General features: G+C 47.5%; 14 protein-coding genes. 3 read left to right on the forward strand and 11 right to left on the reverse strand.

The window, feature by feature from the left end:
* Positions 1-172 precede the first annotated feature (172 nt).
* The 3 genes from DXT99_RS04965 (at position 173) to DXT99_RS04975 (ending at position 5,290) form a co-directional block, all read left to right on the forward strand.
* On the forward strand, positions 173-3,349 hold the full coding sequence (locus DXT99_RS04965) for a DUF7619 domain-containing protein (RefSeq protein ID WP_246000443.1): 3,177 nt from the start codon (positions 173-175) through the stop codon (positions 3,347-3,349).
* A gap of 622 nt (positions 3,350-3,971) precedes the next feature.
* Positions 3,972-4,184: a hypothetical protein gene (locus DXT99_RS04970; RefSeq protein WP_115564408.1), complete on the forward strand. Its 213-nt coding sequence runs from the start codon at positions 3,972-3,974 to the stop codon at positions 4,182-4,184.
* Between the two features lie 482 nt (positions 4,185-4,666).
* Positions 4,667-5,290 carry a hypothetical protein gene (locus DXT99_RS04975; RefSeq protein WP_115564409.1) on the forward strand — a complete coding sequence of 208 codons (624 nt, stop codon included), beginning with the start codon at positions 4,667-4,669 and terminating at the stop codon, positions 5,288-5,290.
* Between the two features lie 610 nt (positions 5,291-5,900).
* Here DXT99_RS04975 and DXT99_RS04980 read toward each other — a convergent pair.
* The 11 genes from DXT99_RS04980 to DXT99_RS05035 form a co-directional block, all read right to left on the reverse strand.
* Positions 5,901-7,166, reverse strand: coding sequence for an APC family permease (locus DXT99_RS04980; protein ID WP_115564410.1), 1,266 nt, complete (start codon positions 7,164-7,166; stop codon positions 5,901-5,903).
* Between the two features lie 191 nt (positions 7,167-7,357).
* The gene (locus DXT99_RS04985) at positions 7,358-7,567 is read right to left on the reverse strand and encodes a phosphatase PAP2 family protein (RefSeq protein WP_115564411.1); all 210 of its coding nucleotides are present in this window, start codon (positions 7,565-7,567) and stop codon (positions 7,358-7,360) included.
* Positions 7,567-7,986 (reverse strand): DoxX family protein, encoded by a 420-nt coding sequence (locus DXT99_RS04990; RefSeq protein WP_115564412.1) that lies wholly within the window; start codon positions 7,984-7,986, stop codon positions 7,567-7,569. Before DXT99_RS04990 ends, DXT99_RS04985 begins: the two co-directional genes overlap by 1 nt.
* A gap of 359 nt (positions 7,987-8,345) precedes the next feature.
* On the reverse strand, positions 8,346-8,840 hold the full coding sequence (locus DXT99_RS04995) for a DUF6705 family protein (RefSeq protein ID WP_115564413.1): 495 nt from the start codon (positions 8,838-8,840) through the stop codon (positions 8,346-8,348).
* Between the two features lie 205 nt (positions 8,841-9,045).
* The gene (locus DXT99_RS05000; protein WP_115564414.1) at positions 9,046-9,792 is read right to left on the reverse strand and encodes a PKD domain-containing protein; all 747 of its coding nucleotides are present in this window, start codon (positions 9,790-9,792) and stop codon (positions 9,046-9,048) included.
* A 267-nt stretch (positions 9,793-10,059) separates the two neighbouring features.
* Positions 10,060-10,476, reverse strand: coding sequence for a hypothetical protein (locus tag DXT99_RS05005; RefSeq protein WP_147294168.1), 417 nt, complete (start codon positions 10,474-10,476; stop codon positions 10,060-10,062).
* A gap of 332 nt (positions 10,477-10,808) precedes the next feature.
* Entirely contained in the window at positions 10,809-13,526 is a 2,718-nt protein-coding gene (locus tag DXT99_RS05010) for a PAS domain-containing sensor histidine kinase (RefSeq protein WP_115564416.1), read from the reverse strand.
* A gap of 144 nt (positions 13,527-13,670) precedes the next feature.
* Complete coding sequence (locus DXT99_RS05015; RefSeq protein WP_115564417.1) at positions 13,671-14,972, reverse strand: DUF5690 family protein; 1,302 nt, start codon at positions 14,970-14,972, stop codon at positions 13,671-13,673.
* A 409-nt stretch (positions 14,973-15,381) separates the two neighbouring features.
* On the reverse strand, positions 15,382-16,254 hold the full coding sequence (locus DXT99_RS05025; protein ID WP_115564419.1) for an alpha/beta hydrolase: 873 nt from the start codon (positions 16,252-16,254) through the stop codon (positions 15,382-15,384).
* Positions 16,255-16,427: 173 nt separating this feature from the next.
* Positions 16,428-18,152: a glycoside hydrolase family 15 protein gene (locus DXT99_RS05030; RefSeq protein WP_115564467.1), complete on the reverse strand. Its 1,725-nt coding sequence runs from the start codon at positions 18,150-18,152 to the stop codon at positions 16,428-16,430.
* A 280-nt stretch (positions 18,153-18,432) separates the two neighbouring features.
* The gene (locus DXT99_RS05035) at positions 18,433-19,182 is read right to left on the reverse strand and encodes an endonuclease (protein WP_115564420.1); all 750 of its coding nucleotides are present in this window, start codon (positions 19,180-19,182) and stop codon (positions 18,433-18,435) included.
* Positions 19,183-19,221 lie beyond the last annotated feature (39 nt).

Raw genomic sequence — 19,221 nt, forward strand, 5'->3', positions numbered from 1 at the left:
GGCTATAAAGTACAACTCCCTAGGTAAGCCAACTGTAGAGTTCGAAGCCCTTCCAAAGGAAACACAGTCTTATAACTTTCGCTATAAAATTGCCACTGGGCAAGATAGTTATATATACATATTATCTCAGGGCAAGGTAGTCAAGTATAATTCTGAAGGAAAGTTGATTTCAGTGATTTCCTTTTCAGATGCAACAGCCACAGTAGAAAGACCCACTTACCGGGACTTAGCTGTTGATGCCACAGGTAATATTTTTGTTCTATCCAAAGCTTACCATACCGATTATTTTAGTGCTAAGAGAACAGTCAAAAAGTACTCTCCTGTTGGAGAACTGTTAATGGAGTACAACTTACGGGACAGCATCATGCCAAGACCTCAACCCAATGATCCTAAAAGCATTGCAATTGATGCTTCTGGCAACCTTTATGTAGCCGGACAATCTGTAGATATTTTTGATACAGCTGCCAATCTTACAGGTTCTTTGCCTGTTATCAGTGATTTAGTGGCTGTTAGCGCCACTGGTGAATGTGTTGTGACAAATACATTTCAGAAATATAACAACATCCTAATTTTAGGAAAGTCTAATGCAAATTCAAAAAAGTATATTACAGGAACTGTTTTCAATGATGTAAATCAGAACCAAAAAATGGAAGGTAATGAAGCTAAACTGAAAAATATGATAATAAAATCTTTACCTGAACACATATATGGGATGACAGACATGTATGGAAACTATAGTTTGGCTGTTGATGCTGTCGGTACACATGAAGTCTCTCAGATATTACCAGAGAACCTGGGAATGAAATTAACACAGACATTCCCAAGTCAGAGTTCTAGTCACTCAGTCGAAGTGACGCAAGATATAAATGATGTTACTAATATTAACTTCGGCAACCACGTCACCCTCTCACCTTACCTCTCCGTCAGCGTCTCCTCCACGCGCCGCCGCCGCTGCTTCGAGAGCACGACCAAACTCACCTACTCCAACACCGGCTTTGCCCCCGCCGAAAACGCAAAAGTGTTCCTGCAACTTCCCGAGCAGGTGGAGTTGATTTCGGCTGACAGACCTTTTACCCGCCTGCCGAACGGAACCTACGTATTTGAGGCGGGCACAGTAGCACCGGGCCAAAGTGGCGTCATCACCATACAGGACGAGGTTATCTGCGGCGACGAAAGCATCCGCGGCCTTACTGTTTGCACCAAAGCCTGGATTACACCGGGCAACCAGATCCCAACCGCACCACCAACAGCAGTCAGCACAATAACGGGCAAGTGCGATGCGAACACAGGCTATGTGTGGTTCGTAATCAGGAACAACGGGCAGGTAGACATGGAGACAGGCGAGCAGTTCCGCGTTTACCAGGACGGGAAGCTGGCCACCGTGGAGAACTACACCCTCGCCGCCGGCGACAGCATGGTGCTCCGGGTGCCGGCCATGGGCCGGACCATCCGGCTGGAGGCCGACCAGCCAAACGGTAACGGAGACAACACCCTTGCCAGCGCCACGGTGGAGGGCTGCGGGACGGGAGGATCGCCTGCCGCCGCCTTCAGCACCGGCTTCGTGAACGCCATGCCCACTGACGACGAGGAGGCCGAGGTGGCAGAGGAGTGTCTCCCGATTTCTGATTCCTTCGACCCGAACGATAAGCTGGTGACGCCCCAGGGGCTGACGGAGGAGAACCTTACGCCCACAGGCACTGCGCTCAAGTACAAGATCCGCTTCCAGAACACCGGCACCGACGTGGCCTACCGGGTAGTGGTGGTCGACACGCTTTCGGAGTACCTGGACCTAAGCACGCTTCAAATCGGCTCGGCCTCCCACGGCTACACCTACGAAGTGAGCGGCAAGGGCCGCCCGGTGATTACCTGGACATTCCAAAACATCATGCTGCCCGACAGCACCTCTGACGAACCGGGCAGCCACGGCTATATCCAGTTCAGCATCAAACCAAAAGCAGACCTGCCGGAGAAAACGGTTGTGGAGAACTTCGCCGACATCTTCTTCGACTTCAACTCCCCCGTGCGCACCAACGTCACGGTGAACCGCATCTACGACATGCCGCTGGAAATGCGGGAGGAAAACAGGATTGTGGCTGACGAGGTGATCATGACACCAACTATAGCTGGCTTCACTCCTGCCGCCGGCAGATTCGGCGCGGAGGTAAGTATAACAGGCTCTAAATTCTCCGAAAACAAAAGCTCAAACAAGGTATACGTCAACGGTGTGCAGGCGGAGGTGTTGGAAGGAGATGCCACTACACTGAAGGTGAGGGTGCCAGTGGGTGCCAGCACAGGAACACTAAGCGTTGTGACAGAACATGCAGGCGCCAGCAGCAAGGCAGCCTTCGTCGTGTACCAGCCGCCCGTTGTCTCCGGCTTCAGCCCCGCTGAGGGTGTGGTGGGTGCCGAGGTGACACTGCAGGGGAATTACCTTTCTTCTGAACTGGTCGAACGTGTGCAGCTTGGCTCCCGGGATTGTGAAATAATACGTGTCAATCAGAATACCGTTAGAATACGAATTCCTGCCGACGCGGCAACCGACACGTTCACCGTGCACACCAAAGGCGGCACAGTGCAGAGCGAGGCAGCTTATCGGGTGTGGTATGCCCCCGCCATCACAGGTTTTGACAAACCCCTGCAGCGGGTAGGTGGCAGGCTCCTGCTGCAAGGGGAGAACTTTGCCACGGAGCCAAACCGCAACTCTGTTTTGTTTGGCAATATCCAGGCAGAGGTGCTGCAGGCAACCGCGCAGACGCTGGAAGTAAGGGTTCCTGCGGGTGCTCAGTCAGGGACGGTCAGCCTCACCACCCCAGGCGGCACCGCCTCCAGGGCTTTTGAGGTCATTCCGGCGCCAGTGATCACTGCGGTATACCCGGCCAAGGGCAGCGTGGGCACGTTAGTGGAGCTTCAGGGGGAGCGCTTTCTTACTTTAGGAAAACGGGACACCGTCTCATTTGGCGGTGTGGAGGCTATTGTCTTAAACGCTTCCGGCACTGCCCTCCAGGTTCGCGTGCCCCGTGGCGCGATGACGGGTAAAGTAAGGGTCGCTGGCGTGGGCGGCAGCGATGAAGCGGACTTTGAGGTGGAGCAGCTCACGCCCTCGCAGGCCATTGCTGTTTTCCCGAACCCAAGCACAGGCCGCTTCACTGTTGACTTCACCAGGGCGGACTTCAATGTGCAGGCCGTGCAGGTCTTCGATACGACAGGCAGGCTTCTATTCAGCGAAGCGTTGAACGCGGGGCAACCGGAGCGGGTGGAGGTTGATCTGTCGGGTGAAAAAGCCGGGGTTTTCCTGGTGATGGTCCAAACCGAGCGCGGTAAGGTCGTAAAAAAAATAACGCTGCTGTAGTTCGGCTATCACAACTGCTAATACTTTCTATTTTAGTTGGTAGCTCGTCTCATTTCAATAGCGTGTGCTTTAGCCACTACTGATGCCTTTTACATGCAGCATTACATAAATTGTTTGGTTCCCATTTACGTTCTCTCGAAAAATTGGACTGTTATAGTTGGGAGAAAAACCCACCTTCAAAACACAAACCTTACTGCCCCTCTCCCCACCTGCAGATACTTATCCACAGCCACTAAATCTTTGTGGATATGGTTCGATAATTCACTCCTTCGGTCTACACGAAAGGCCGCTCTAGTTTACATAGAGCGGCCTTTTTTTAACCTCGGACACTACAACGGCCACCTATAAATTTAATACCTCTCGTTTTGGCCAATCAATACTTTATAGTTACCTGTAACTATAAAGTATGAAATTCAAATTAGCTTTGATTCTTATTTTCAGTTACATGTTCTGTTCTTGCTCAGATGAACCTGAAGAAAGAAGTGGCTTAGTTGACCCTGACCCTCTCTATGCTTTTGGTGTTATTCTAAAAGAATGAGTTGACAGCTCAACGGTTTTAACAGACTCCCTACTAAATGAAATATTTAGAAGCGTTGAAGATGAAGTAGGCTCAAAGTACAACATGTTTAAAGTTATAAGGGTGGACAGCACTTCTTATGAAACTTTAGCCGGTCCTTACAACTTCTCAAAGAATAAAGAGCCATTTTATCTCATAACTGAAGATAGTGTATACATACTGATTGCAAAATCAATAAAAATGAAAATAGCTCCAGGTACTTCTTTCAGCCATTCAAAGAGAGAGAAGAACCCCTTTTCATCAATTGTTGGTAGCTGATTTGAATTTGATACTGTAGATGTAAGCATAAATGGAGAGGAGCCTGTAAGAAATACAACTGTTGATTCAAACTTTTCAACTGGTATAACACAGTAAGCCATCTACCAAGATAATACTGGACTTTGGCTTCTACATGAAAATGAAAAAACAAATCTTAGCAAAATGGATGTAAATAAAACCCTTAATATTGACATTAAGTAAACGGGGTGATAACATCTACAACTGTAGATTGAAGAAAAGGATGGACTCTTATACTCGAAAACTGCTATACAGAAACTAAAGCAGGTCAACCAGAATGAGTGGTAACTGTGCAGCAGCACAAGAAAAAGTGGTTCTTGGTTAAAATTACATTTCACAAAACGACACATAAGCCAAGCTGTGGCTAAGCTTTGCTCTGTGTGTGTACTAACTGTTGTGTAATTCAAAGGAATAATGAATTAAAACTTTTGACACACAAAAAATAAATTTAATCTAAAAATATCATGAGAGTACTTATTTACTTTATAGCTGTTGTGATACTTGTATCGTGCAATAAAAAAGAAGAGGTGGAACCGGTTTCAAGTCCAGGATTTCTTGAAGGATATCTTAAGGCAAATTCAAGAATTGGAGTATCTGAAGTAAACGAACCCAACGTCAATCCACATGAAAAAGAACTTGACATATATAGAGGCTATTATATTGTACCTTCAAGTAATATAAAAATCAATGCCCTTGGGGCTAGAATGCCAGAAAAAGGCACTTATGAAATAACAGTAACAAGCGGCGCTCTTTGGGACTTCGTAAACAGAGACCACATACTTGTTGATAGTATCACCATAGGTGATACAAGTAAGTTTCAATTCAAGAGTGTTGATCAAGGTTTAGCATTATCAGCGAACAACAGATATTTGATTGCAATTAAATACAAAAAGCACAACTCTGTATATGAAGCCAAATACCAAGATCACCAGCCGAATGGTGTAAACTCTTTTCTTATTCCACTAGTAATTAACGATATCGAAATAGAATCTCTATTTTATCATGGAACAAGGGACTATTATCCGGTTAAAGGCGGTATTGAAGCGATTAGAGGGCTAGTTGATTTCAAATATGAATTAATTAAATAAATTACAGATAACAGCATTGATGGGGGGAGTGTAATTTTACCTGTGTCATTCCCACTCTTACTCAAATAAAAAAGCTTCTAAAGCAGCCAAATTTCTGTGGAAAAGGTTCGATAATGCATTCCTTCGGTCTAAAGGAAAGCTTCTCAGTTAACGCTGAGGAGCTTTTTTTATGTACTTCGGACACTAAACCCGCCAAGATAAAATATAACACCTCTCGGATTGGTAATTTATCACATTTTTGAGGAGGTAAAGCCTCTGATGTTTGCCTTATTCCTTTTAGTGCCCTCTCCTACTATATGCCTTTAGGTGAACCTATCTGTTAGCCTATGAACACACTGTTCATGATATCATGAACGTTCTCACCTACTCGTCTCTTAAAATAAATTATAACTTTAATTTGTGAGACGGCAAAATGATACGCAATACAGACTGCAGGGTAAGTACCGCTGCAGGATCCAAGATCTTATCATTCCCACGATTTGCGTGACAGTCTAAGCCAGTAAAAGAAACGGAGAGGAGAGTTTCTAAAACAGAGGGTTTTCCGTGGCAGGCAGGATTCTTCTATAGACGGGCCTGCCGGGACATTGGCCTTAGCTTAGCCTTGCTTCCATTACCTGTCGTAGATCCTGTGGAACAACAGCCTGATACCAAACCCTGCAAGAAGTAAACCTACTCCTGACAAAATAACGTGCATAGGCAGGGAAACAGACATAGCCAGGCAGCCTGCCAGCCCTAAAACTGGTATAGCCCTCCCGTAGATCTGCTCGCTCCTGGGTTGCTTAAGTGCGGCCATATTGGTGATGCTGTAATAAAGCAGGATGGTAAAGGTGGCAGCCCGCACGATAAATTCAAAGGATCCCGCGAGTGTAAGCGCCAGGATAATCAGCCCTGTAAGGAAGATACCCAGGTGCGGGACCCTGTAGCTCTTATGAACTCGCTGGAACACAGGGGGAAGGTCGTTTCTGCGTCCCATAGCTAGCATCATTCTGCTAATGCCCAGTATCTGGCTCAGCAGCACTCCCAGCATCGCCGTGGACGCGCCGAGGGTGACGATAGTCTCGATGCCTGGCGTAGCCAGTGCCTCTGCCACAACCTGCAGCGGCGAGGTGCTGCCAGCCATGCGTGAAGTACCGATCACTCCTATAGCCACCGCCGCCACCGCGGCATAGAGCACGATGGCTGTGACAATCGTGATAATGACAGCCCTGGGAATTGTCTTTTCCGGCTCTATCACCTCCTCGGCCAGCGTCGCAATACGGGCATACCCGGTGAAGGCGAAAAACAGCAAGGCCGCGGACTCGGCGATGCCCGCTATGCCGAAGGGAGCAAAGGGCTGGAAATTCTCCCCCCTTACCGCCGGTGCACCGCTGAATACCAGGTAAAGGAGGGAAACCAGGGTAAACAGGACGATGACCAGGTTCAGCATCCCAGCCTTTTTGATGCCGAAGTAATTGGCGGTGGTCAGAAGCACCACCGCCACCAGGGAGATGGCCAGAGGCGAGGCAACAGGTACCAGCTGATAAAAGTAGCTGCCGAAGCCGATAGCAACCACACCAGCCGCAGACAGCTTACTTATCAGGAACATCCAACCTGCTGAAAAACCAAATGCGGGACTGAGCAACCTATAGCCGTACTCATAGGTCCCTCCGGAATGCGGGTATACTGCAGCCAGTTGGGCAGAGCTCAGGCCATTGAATGCCGCAATAAGGCCAGCCACGATAAGCCCTAAAATAAAGGCAGGGCCAGCGACTCCCGCCGCCACTCCTGTCACGACGAAAATTCCCGCACCTATGATTGCGCCTAACCCTACCCCGACAGCGTCCTTGAGGGTGAGGACGCGCAAAAGCGCTGTTTCTGTCTCTTTGGAATCCTTCATTTCACCTGGTTGAGATGTATGTTGTGATTGTAGTTTCTCTTGTTCGCCTGTGCCCTTAATATGCTATCTCAAAAGCAAATGTCTACTTGAAAAAAAAGTGCCTCTCATGAGCTTGATTAGGGAGCCTCCGCTAGAGCGTCATGTTGTAGGCTCCTGATTATAATCCGTTAAGGGAGGAATGCGTCACACCTTTATTCTGCGGGGTCATCTGCGAGCACAGTCGTTATCGTTTCACGGGTGAACCTCTCTACCCTGGGCAACACCCAGATATTGATCACCACCCACAGAAAGCCAGCGGAGAAACCCGCCAGCGCATCGGAGGCATAGTGCACCCGCAGGTAAATCCGGCTGAAGCCTATCAATACAATGAACAGGGTGAGCAACAGCACCACCTCATTCATCAGGAAAGTTTTCTGTCAAGGGACCACCGACCGCCGCCCCTTATCAGCAGAAAGATGCTTCCCAACAGCATAGACCAGTCTGTCCTGCTCCCGTGCAGCATCTCCCAGAAGCCATCCTGCTGCAGAACCTCTGCTTTTGTGGTTGCAATGGCCACCAGCATAATGATAATGAGGGGAACACTTGCTAAACGGGTGAACAGCCCGAGCAGGACAAACGCACCGCAGATGGTCTCAAAGCTTCCTACAAAATACCCAAGGAACTCCGGCTCGGGCAAGCCTATTTTCTCAAAACGGCCAGCCCCCCTTGTGCCGGGGAACAGGAACTTCTGAATGCCCTCCGAGAGAAACACCGCACCCACCATCAGCCTGATGAGAATGGTGGTCCGGCTTGCGTCAGTCTGGAGAAGTCTTTTTATCATCAACCTAAAGTTACCTTGTCAAGTAAATTATTAAAGGCTAATTTACTAACAAAGTATGTTGTGTGAAGCAACATCATACTTAAGCTTCTTATCATTATATCTTTTCAGTTGAACTCTTTAACATAATCAGCTTTATAGAACCAGGAAGGCTCCCCGTGATGAGGAGCCTTTTCTTGTAAGTAACCTATTCCAGGATATGTTAAGCCGGGGCTATTCTTTAGCTAAACTCACACTCACGATGTTCTTAAGTCAAAAATGCGCTACTCTCATCGATCAACGTCATCCTATTCTAACTCTACTTAAATGAGCTTGAGATGAGACATGGTTCGACCTTGCCAATACCCGTAGGTGCGAATAACCTAGTTAACTTTTTTTAAAATTATACCGGACGGCAGCGAAAACCCTGAGGTACTAGTTTTTTTCTTGACCTTAACTCCTTCTAGCTCCATAATATCAAGTTTCGCTTGTTTAAAGCTGTTAGGCATGAACTCTAAGGTAGCTTGGCCTGGTTTATTTTTACCAGAATCAATTATCAGAAAAGTCGCCGCGTCCCCATTGATAGCAACCAATCTGCCAGCAATAATCTTGTTTTTATCTTTGTTACCTAAAGAGGATGATTTGTCCGGTTTATATTCATAAAATCCTGCCAACGCATCAACATAGCTATTTATAGTCTCTACATACGTTTTCTCTTTTGTTAAAAAAAGTGTAAGACTCTCTCCTTTGTTACTATAGACCCATTCACCTGCAAATTTATCTAACTCAGGAACTTCTGTATATGGTCTTGAATCTTGTGCAACTGCATTCAAGGCGCATAAGAATGCGAGTATCACAATTGTAAGTAACTTCTTCATAAGTCTATATCAAATTATAACTGTAAACAACCTCTCTATAGATTACTATTGAATAGCTCGACTCCTGGCCAATAAGCTCATTTATGTTAGATAGAATGATATAGGTAATTGTTTCCAATAGAATAAACAGTTCAGGAACGGTTGTTTATGTTAAACTTAAGAGAGGCTTACGCATAAGGTAGACTCCTCATGACAGTATCTGTACTTAAGGAAACTTCATTTTGAACTTTACTACAACATGCGAGCCCCAGTCGTCTCCTCCCCGCTTTTGTGAATACTGCCCCTCGTTCTTTTCCTTATCAAACTGTAGGTGCGAACTGCCCCCAGTAACCAAATTATGTGCAATTAATCTATCTGCTTTGTCAGCATTAGAATCGTAAAATCTGAAAAATGGGCTGAAATATGGTGGAAGAACAGCAGATCCGCCAAGCGCGATTGGATAGAATGACCAAGATAAAGGGAGATCTTCTTTGGTAACGCCGGGCCGTACCTCGCTCTTATACAAGACCTCCTCTGCGTCGTTTATGTAGTGGGAAATTTGTAAATATACATCAGGGTTTCCCTCCGAAGGACCTGACATATCGCCTCCCTCCAACTCATAGTTTTCATAATAGCTTAGCAACTGGGCCTCATAAGCGTAATACTGCCCTATCTTCAACTGTTTCTCCGTCGTGCTCTTCTGCCCTTGGGTATAGGTTGTTAACCTGATGGTATAAATACCTGGCTCTGTGTATACCCAAGTATGTGGGAACTTATCTGTAGAGGTAATGCCGTTACCAAAGTCCCACAAGTAATGCTCTGCCTTAGTTACGTCTTTGACCAGCACAGGCTCATGAACGGCGTAATATTCATAAACAGTAAATTCCGGAGCAGGAACAACTATCGCCGTCTCCTCTTTACAGGAGAAGAGGAACTGCGTTAACACAAGGAGAAGGAGGAAATTTCTTTTCATAAGGAATAAGTTTGCTTGTAAGAAAGAGTAGATATTAGTTGTTGCAGGAGAAGGTCAGAACCCTTTCATCACCCAAGCATTGAATCAATCCCACATGCAATATAACCAAAGATTACTATTCACAAAGTACCAAAAACAGCGGGTTCGATTCCAGCCCCTGAGGGCTGTTTCACCAATAACTATTTTTATGTTATCTAGAGCAAATTTCTGGGGAAAGTGTGATTCTGGACGGAGAAGAGGATGCCGCCGCAGGCTAGTTTGCTCCCCTTAAGCTGGCACTGATGACAGCAGCCAGTCCATCGCCTCGGCCCGGCTGGAGAAGCTCCGGTAGACTACCCTCAGGGGCAGTTCCTGGTCGAGTTCTTCGGAGATTTTAGCCGCTCTTTCCTCCCGCCCAGCGTCTGCTGTTCCGACCCGCGCTATCCTATTGAGGCGGGTTTTCATCAGGACCTTACTAAACTCAAAAGCGATCGACTTGTAGTGCTCATCTTCGATTTCAACAATGGAGCACCTGCAATCCAGCAGCAGGTGTTTAATGTCGTAGTTCTTGATGCTCTCGAAGATCATACTCAGGCAATAGCCAATCTCTGAGAGGGCGACATTCCGTAAATCAGGCATGCTGGTGGTCAGCACGTCTGTCGCAGGGTTGTAATCAAGGGTGATGATACCTCTGTAGAGGAGCATATAATGTGTGTTTAAGCAGAGTACTGCAAAGGTATTTATTTGTTTAACTATTTTGATTATTATTTTAAATATATTATAATATATAAATATTGGCATTAGTGCCTCACAACCGGTTTTATGTTATACCATCATTAACTGAATACTACGCACGAAGCTAGCCTATAGAACCCACCCCTGCCCCTCTGTAGGAGCTATATGAGCCTCTAAATAGTTTTTTCCTTTGCCAGGTTATCGCTGCTCCATTCTGGAATAAATGTTCCTACATACGCAAACTCCGCAAAATCTGACGCCACCGTTTTGCGCCGCTATCCGGCCTTTATCCAGAAATTACATTAAGCTGGTAAGTTAATCCGGAAGGTGGTTCCCTTGTTTTCCTTGCTTTCCACTTTTATAATCCCCCCGGCATTCTCTACCATCTTCTTGACCATATACAGGCCGATGCCGGTGCCTTCCACGTGGTCATGGAAGCGTTTGAACATGGTGAAGATTTCTTTACTGTGCCTCGGGCTTATACCAAGGCCATTATCGGCTATAGTCAATACTTTGTAAGCGGAGGTGCTTTCGCAACTGATCCAGACTTTTGGTGCTCTGTCTGGGGAGTGGTACTTGATGGCATTGGCGAGCAGGTTGTAAACCACGCTTCGCAGGTTCTTATGGGAGAAGTGGACGTATAGGCCGTTTTCTATATCTACCTTCAGCGTTGCATTGGTGCGCTTTATCATAGGAGCCAGGTCCATAGCCACCTCTTCGATAACCTCCTGCAGATTCACCAAAACAGCATCCTGCTCATTTTCCTGCTGGAGTTTTGCTATATCGGTCAGGCTTTCAATGGTTTTCTTGAAGCGATCCACAGAGCCTTCCATCATCTGCAGTATCATCTTTGTATCACGGCTCCGCTCTCCTACGGCTGTGTGCTCTTCAGACAGGAGCGCCAGCAGTCCCTCGATATTGAAGATGGGCGCCTTCAGGTCATGGGAGGCAGTGTAGATAAAGTTGTCCAGGTCATTGTTGATGCTCTTCAGGTGTGTGTTATATGCCTCCAGTGCCTCCTGCTGCTCTTTTCGCTCGTGCACATCGGTGGCTGTCCCAAACCACCCTGTCACCTTGCCTTCGCTGTCCCGCTGGGGAAGTGCGCGGCTCAGGTGCCAGCGGTTACTGCCGTCCCGCATCCGCAGCCTGTGCTCTATCTCATAGAGCGTGCCCGCTCTCACAGCCTTACCCCAAGCCTCCACCGTACGCTGCTCGTCCTCCTCGGAGAGCATGCTCTCCCAGTGCCAGGTACCGTCCGGCAGCTGGCTTGCCCCTGTAAACTCGGAGATTCGGTTATTGTAGTACGTCCTTGTCCCGTCTGGTGCGGCAATCCACACAAGTTGCGGCATGGCATTAGCTAAATTCTGCAGGTCCCGGGCGCTTTGCTCAGCTTTTTTCGATGCCAGCACCTGCTCTGTCACGTCGTGGCAGAGTACCATCACACCGATAACCGTACCATCCGGCTCCTTGTAAGGCTGGTAAACCAGGTTCAGAAATCCTTCTTTCTTATTGCCGTTGGCATAGGTGAAGTAGGGCTGCTCATACAGGTACAGCGGTTCGCCCGTCAACCTGACTTTGTCAATAATGGGCCTGAAGCTCTCTTCCGTCTCAGGAATTACACTGAACAGGGGATTGCCTAGGAGTTCCTCCTCCGCTCGACCTATCAGACGACTGTAGGCTTTGTTGAGCACCTCCACCCGCATCTGCTCGCCGGCCAGCACAATGATGCCAACGGATGCCTCCTGCACGAGAGTTCGGAAACGTGATTCGCTTTCTGCCACTCTTTCGCGCGCATGGTTGAGCTCTGTAACATCTGCCCCTGTGTTAATGATACCGTACACCTCCCCGGCTGCATTGAACAGGGGTGTCAGGCTCAAATCGAAAAAATGCTCCCGCAGCTCTCCATCCACTACCAGCTCCAGCCGGTGGTTCTTAGCCTGGAACGGTATCCCTGTGGTGTATACCTCGTCAAGCTGCTCGAACACTTCCTGGTTCTCCAGCTCAGGCAACACGTCTCTGTACAGCTTACCCACAATGTCATTGCCTTTGCCCAGACTGTCTTTGAGGGTCTGGTTGGCAAACTGTATCCGCATCTCTCTGCCGATGTAAACACCTATGGGGTGGTGGGAGCTCTCAATGAAGGAACGTATCTGCTGTTCGCTTTCCTCGACCTTTCTTCTTGCCAGCACCTGGTCCGTTACATCGTGCCAGACGCTGAAGACGCCTACCGCCTCTTGGCCGCCTGGCTCTTCATAGTAGGGCTGGAACACAAAGGTATAATAGCGCACCTCCTGCTTTCCGCCTATTTCTAATGTTAAGGGAAACTCTCTTGCATTGTGTGACTTCCCTGTTTTGCGCACCCGGTCCAGCAGCTCTGGCAACCCCTGATCCTTGGCTTTCGGAATGGAGCCAAAGAGCGGCTTGCCAATAATGTCCGTTGTTCTGCCTAATGTTTTAAGCAGCTCTTCATTGGCCAGCTCCACTGTGTGATCAGGCCCCTTTACGATACTGAAAGCTAGCGGGGCCTGCATAAAGAGACTGTACTTCTTTTCAATCTCTCTTATGGCTGTTTCCCTCCTCTCTGCCATCACTTGCCCTGTAATCTCAGAGGAGGTGAGTAAAATGTAAAGGACGTTGCCTTCCGCATCTAACACAGGCCTGTTATTTGCCTTCCAATACCGCTCTTCAAATACTCCCGCTGCGTTAACTAAATCATAACGCACAACCGGCATCTGGTCGAGCACTTTGTCGTTCAGAGCATTTTGAAGAGAAACCTTTAGATTGGAGGGACCAGTAGACGTCGCAGCTTCAGGGTTATCCGGGTATACTGTAAAAACGCTTTTCCCCACCACATCCTGCCTTTCCTGCCCAGTGATTTGCAGTTGTTCGTCACTAACGGCCAAAATGGTAAATATGGGTGGGTTAGGTTGCAGCAGCAGGAGGTTGCCTGGCAAGGTGTTGAAGATTTTATTAAAGTCCGGTGCCGGAACATAACCCTCGGCAGAGATGGCTTGATGCATGCTGTAAGTGGTAAATAAAGTAATCAGGTAAGAAACTGTACGAAGAAACCTTGCTTGCCGCTAATCCATAATGGCAAACTATCCATTCAGGTAGGTTTCTCCCATACCAAATCTATCAAACAGTATGTTCTATGTTTATTTTATTTATGTGGTAGCTTTCAAAGCAGGCCTTAACTCTCTGGACCTAAACTTTTTATACTTCCTTCCAAAATACATCATAGAAAAAGCTGTTAGCAAAATACCGATTGCTGAAAGGCCTATCACACTGTTTGAAAAGAAAGTTATCCAGTTCAATTGAACCCTGAAAACCTCCTTGCTGAACAACACCCCAACGCTGCCCACATACCCAAACGAATCAGCCAGGTAAATCAGGAAGCCAACGTTCCCGGTATACTTGAAGGTGGAAATCAGCCGGTCGAAGAACACGGCATTGAAAGGGATGTATACCATGTATAAACCCAAACCGACCAGCATCATCCACCAGATGGGTTCGATGGAGTGAACGGTGAAGAGCAAGGTGGAAACCCCGGCGAGCGCAAACCCTATCAGAATAAAAACATGTGCCGTCTGCAGGGCTTTGTAATTGTTCTTGATAAGCACCATGCTGCCAATCAAAACCAGGATAATCAGGGTAATAGGAGTTTCTGTTTTCGTGAAAATGGCGGGCTGGTTGAAATACCCTAGCTCTTTCCACATCTCAGCCCCGAAGTTATCACGGATATCCCTGAAGATGGTCGCAAAAGAGTAAATCAGGACGCATGCAGCAATACCGGCATAGAACTCTTTTACAAAGCTTTTCCTGTCTTCTTCTGTCATGGCTGTACGCGCTGTTCTGTGTTGAACGTCTTCGGCACTGGGTGGTGGAATCTTCTCCATCAGATACACAAAAAGCACAAGTGGCGGGGCAAAGACTAATCCGGTGTAAAAGGGCACCCAGAATTCTGATACACTAAACTGCACCATCAGCCAGGCACCGACAGATTTGACAAACCCGGAGGCGAAGATGAAACTTACCGCTAAAGTGGCACCAATAAAATCAGTACTCCTCCTGCCCTCCACATAAGAGAAAACAACTCCCCAGAGCATTCCTAAGGGAAAACCATTGATAAAAAGAAAAATAATGTTGTAAGGCAACGGCACTAGCGCAAAAAACAGCCAGCTTAACCAGGAAATCCCCGTCAGGAGGAAAATCACGTTACCTCTGCCTGTTCTTTTTAGCTCCGAGATATATTTGATGCCGTAGAATTTGGCCAGCAGGTAACCCAACACCTGGCTGATAACCAGCACCGTCTTGTAGCTATACCCGGCTATTTCAATACCATCGAAAGTAGCCACTGTAAATGACTTTCTGAAGCCAAAAATCATGATATAGGTTAGAAAAACCACCACGGCGGCATACAAGCCTACTTTAATCTGGCTCCTTTTCATTTCAGTTATCTCAGACATGCCATTTACGTCAGTTATCAGTTTTGTGATCTCACATTTGCCTTGTGAATGTAATTAATAGCGGTGGAAGTTTTCATAATTGGTGATGAGAATTGTTCAAACTTTATCAGCAATTCGCCAACGAAAGCTTGCCCGGAGATGATGCCGAAGATGCCGATGGCAACGGCTATGGCTGATTCAGCAATCTCTTCCGCAATGACTGACAATAGTTACTTCAGCTTAATATAGCCTCTCACATAATGCTGATTATAAAGATATACTAAAGGTGCATACAGAAATAGCCATCCCACTTTTTTTGATAGTCAGGGCTGGCTTACATCGTTCATAAAGTTTAGCACATCCTCCCTTCATAGGATACATGCCATTCTTAGTTTAAAGGCAAAACTGTTATGTGCCATTAAATCCTAATTCACTTGCCGGCAATAGCTGCGATATGTGCTGCTACCGCCTCCCACTGGTCTTCCTGCAAGAAGTGTTTGGCTGGCAGTTTGTGTACTTCCTTCAGATTAGCTATCTGTTTTATTTCCTCTCCGTAGCGCTCATACTCCAGCCCTGGATCTTCAACTCCCCATACCGCCTGCACCGGGTAAGGCACATCCTGTACTGCCTGGTGGCAAAGCTCCCTGAAAGCAACAGAATCCTCGAAGTTGCGCATGATTTTTAGAAAAGCTTTCCCTCCATCAACACGTTTTAAAAGGTCCACATAAGCATTTATTTCTTCTGTAGGAATAACATCTGTATTAGAGGCTCCTAAGCCTTTAAACATCAACTGCCAGGTAGTATGCGTGGTAGCGGCCAGCTGCCCCTCTCCCAAAACTGGTTTTTCAAAGGGGCGCATCGGCAGGGGCTTCTCAAATTTATCGACGTCAATCCACGTATTCAAAATTGTCAGCGAGAGAATCTTCTCCCGGTTCTGCGCGGCCAGGGCAAAGCCAATTGGCCCGCCAATATCATGTATCACCAGGTGGTACTTCTCCAGCCCAAGCTCTTTGGCAGCTTGCGCACAGAAATGCGCAAAGTTTGGAAAGGAATAGTCAAACTCTTCGGGCCTGTCTGATAATCCCAAACCTGGCAGATCTATCGCGACACCTCTTAGCCCCTTCCTCACCAGTTCTTTCAGTACTTTCCGGTAGAGGTAAGAAGATGTGGGAACACCATGGATGCAAAAAACCGGCTCCCCCTCTCCCCAATCCAGGACAAAGGTTCTGACGCCATCCACTGTGATATATTTTCCTGAAGCTTCGTGCGCCTCAATTACCTGCTCAACACTTCTCTCACTCATATGCTTTGTTTTGAAGATGTTTGATTTTTAAAATGAATTATGATCAGTCTTTTTTCTTAACAGCATGCATTGCTACCACCTGATAAGGGTAAAAAAACTCTCAGAACGAAGTTAATGCCATAATAAAGCTTCCCTGTTTTCTAAGCCTGACACCGATCGTCAGCCGCTTATTCCTATTCTTCCTCTCCATAGCGGGCATTCTTATAATCAATAACGGTACCTATCAGGGAGGCGTGTACAAATGTCTGGGGCAGGTTTCCCAGCCACTCCCCTGTTACAGGGTCTCCTTCTTCGGGCATGATGCCCATATCGTTCATAAAGCGCAGCGCTGCCGCTAATATGGCTTCAACTTTATCCCAGTCACGGCGCATCACCCAGTACTGGGCCACCCAGAGTGTACCTGCCAGAAAAGCACCTTCTTTGCTGGAGTCAAATTCCACCAGGTGGCGGCGGTAGAGATGATCCTGGCAGTTTTCCCGTTCCAGTACTTCTATTGTTTTTAGCATGGCCTCAGAGTCAGCATCGTTAAAGCCCCAGATAGGAAAGAGTATAGCGCTGACATCCACCTGCTCGCTTCCGGCATAAACAGCGTAAGCTCCTTCTGAAGTGATACAGTTTTCTTCTACATAAGCCTTGATCTCTTCGGAAGTATCCTGCCACCGTTTCTTTTCATCTTCATCTGTAGAATGCTCTGCTATATACTTCAGGCTAATTGAGGCTATAACTTTGCTGGAGGTGTATTGCGCTATCGGCGTTTCTTCCCAAATGCCATGGTCAGGCTCCTGCCAGTGCGCTACCAGGAAGTTTGCCAGGCCCTGAATCGTTTCCCAGTGCTCCCGGGTGTTATAGCGGTTGTAAATCACTTTGGCGGCAATAAGCACATTACTATTGGCATCCAGCTGCAACTGATCGCTGGCCCCATTTCCGTATTCCACTGGCTGGCTGTTTTTGTAGCCCCTGAAATTAAGTGCCTGCTGTGTTCCTACTGGTTGCGTGTCTAAGGTTAGCATGGGCACAACAGGCGCTGGGATGCGGTGCATGGCCGAACACATAAAGCTCAGGAACTTGCGCTCTTCCTCTCCATCACTTCCTGCCCGGGCCAGGGCGCTGACAATCATAGCGGCATCCCGCAGCCACACATAACGGTAATCATAATTACGCTCTCCCCCGATTACTTCCGGTAGGGAAGTGGTAGCAGCCGCAATAATGCCACCGTTTTCGGCATAGGTCAGCATGCGCAGCAGGCGCAGCGATTTACGCACCTCCTCTTCATAAGGCCCTTTATAAGTGATATGACTGGCGATCTCGCGCCAGTTTTTCAGGCTCAGTTCCCTGACCTCCTCCAGCATTTCTTTTGGTTTATCCAAGGCCTTTTCAGCCAGAATAAACCAGGCCTCCTCCCCTGCAGGTACCTGGCAGGAAATGGTGTCCTGCTCTACCGCCAGCGGATGAGAGGCGTATAAGTGAAAGTCAAAATCAAGGGTAGCTTGTTTCTCTTCCTTCTGCTCCAACACCGGAGATTGCCGGGCGTAGTTCGGGCGCGGGCTTAGGAGCATGCGGTACGGTACAGGGGACGGAGAGAGCGTGCGGCAGATACCATAGAAGCGGGCATACAACGGCATCCAGTCTTCCAGCAGGAGCTTTCCCTTCTCTCCTGAGAAATGGGTTTGCAGTATACCGCTATCTTCCAGGTAAGCCCGTTCCTTAAATTCCAGTCCCTCTATTTCCAGGGTCCAGGATCCTCCTTTTTGTGGATCCAGCAAAGAGGCAAACAGCGAGGGATTATCGAAGCGTTTTGGGCAGTACCAGACAATGCTTCCCCGCTTGTCCAGCAAGGCGCAGGTACGCCTGTCCCCTATCAGGGCCAGATCCTGTAGTGGCGTAAATTGTTCCGTCATGGTAGCATGTATCATTCTCCTCAAATTAAGCGGAGTAGAGTTTCTTCAGCTGACCTTCATTCATCAATTTTGAAGAAAAGCATTATAATCTACAAACCCTATACTCTTTTGGTCACATGTATGCTACGAATGCAGGAAAATTTTAATCATAAAGCGTTATGGAATTGCAACGTTTTACTGGACGAATTTTTTGGTAGCCATTGTTCCCACAGCAACAGGTTCTCATACTGGCTTGGCATCAGATAAGCTAGGGCGTTTGCCACGGCATTCTTTCACTAAATTATCCTATACTATCCGGAATATACAGTTTCTGGCACTTGTCACAGAAGTAACAGGACCTGCCCGTCTTTCCGATTTTCTCTTTCCGCAAGGGGATGCGGTCCCGGGGGCACTGCTTCTGCCTGTACACCTGCCAATGCTGCACTTCTGCCCCCTCCCGCTTCCAGTCCAGGTACTCAAAACAGAAGGCAACACAGGCTGCAAGCAGCTTTCTGAGTTCTAATTCAGGAATTTCACCAACTATGCTTTCCGGGTGCACCTGCCTGCGAAACAGCACTTCATTCTTGATGCCGTTGCCCACTCCTGCCAGTATATCCTGGTCGAGCAGGCCATCGCAGATGAGTCTGTTTGGCTTGCTGTACAGCTTTTCCAAGGCTTTATCCGGGTCAAAAGAAACGTGCATCACATCAGTGCTCCAGTCATACAGCTCATCTAAAGAACCCCGAATCAGGCGGCAATCGCAGGCGTAGAAGTTGATTTCTCCTGTCTCAAAGGCAAGCCCCAGGCGAAGTTCCCGGTTTAACTTACCATTGATAGCATACTTCCCAAAAAGCATTAGGTGAATGCGAATGGTGACGTGGGGAAAGCAGAAGAATAGCGCCTTTCCATGCGTTTTTATAGCTGTTAATGCTTGTCCCGCTATTTCATTCAGAGGAATATCCTTCGCATTTCCGGTCGGTTCTAACACAAGCTGCCCTGTAAACTGCTCCGCCTGTTCTTTCAGAAATATTATTTGTGGCCCTTCCGGCATCGTAAATAAGGTGTTTTTAGTTTATGCTTTCATTAATAG

The organism is Pontibacter diazotrophicus, from assembly GCF_003367245.1.
GTDB lineage: Bacteria > Bacteroidota > Bacteroidia > Cytophagales > Hymenobacteraceae > Pontibacter > Pontibacter diazotrophicus.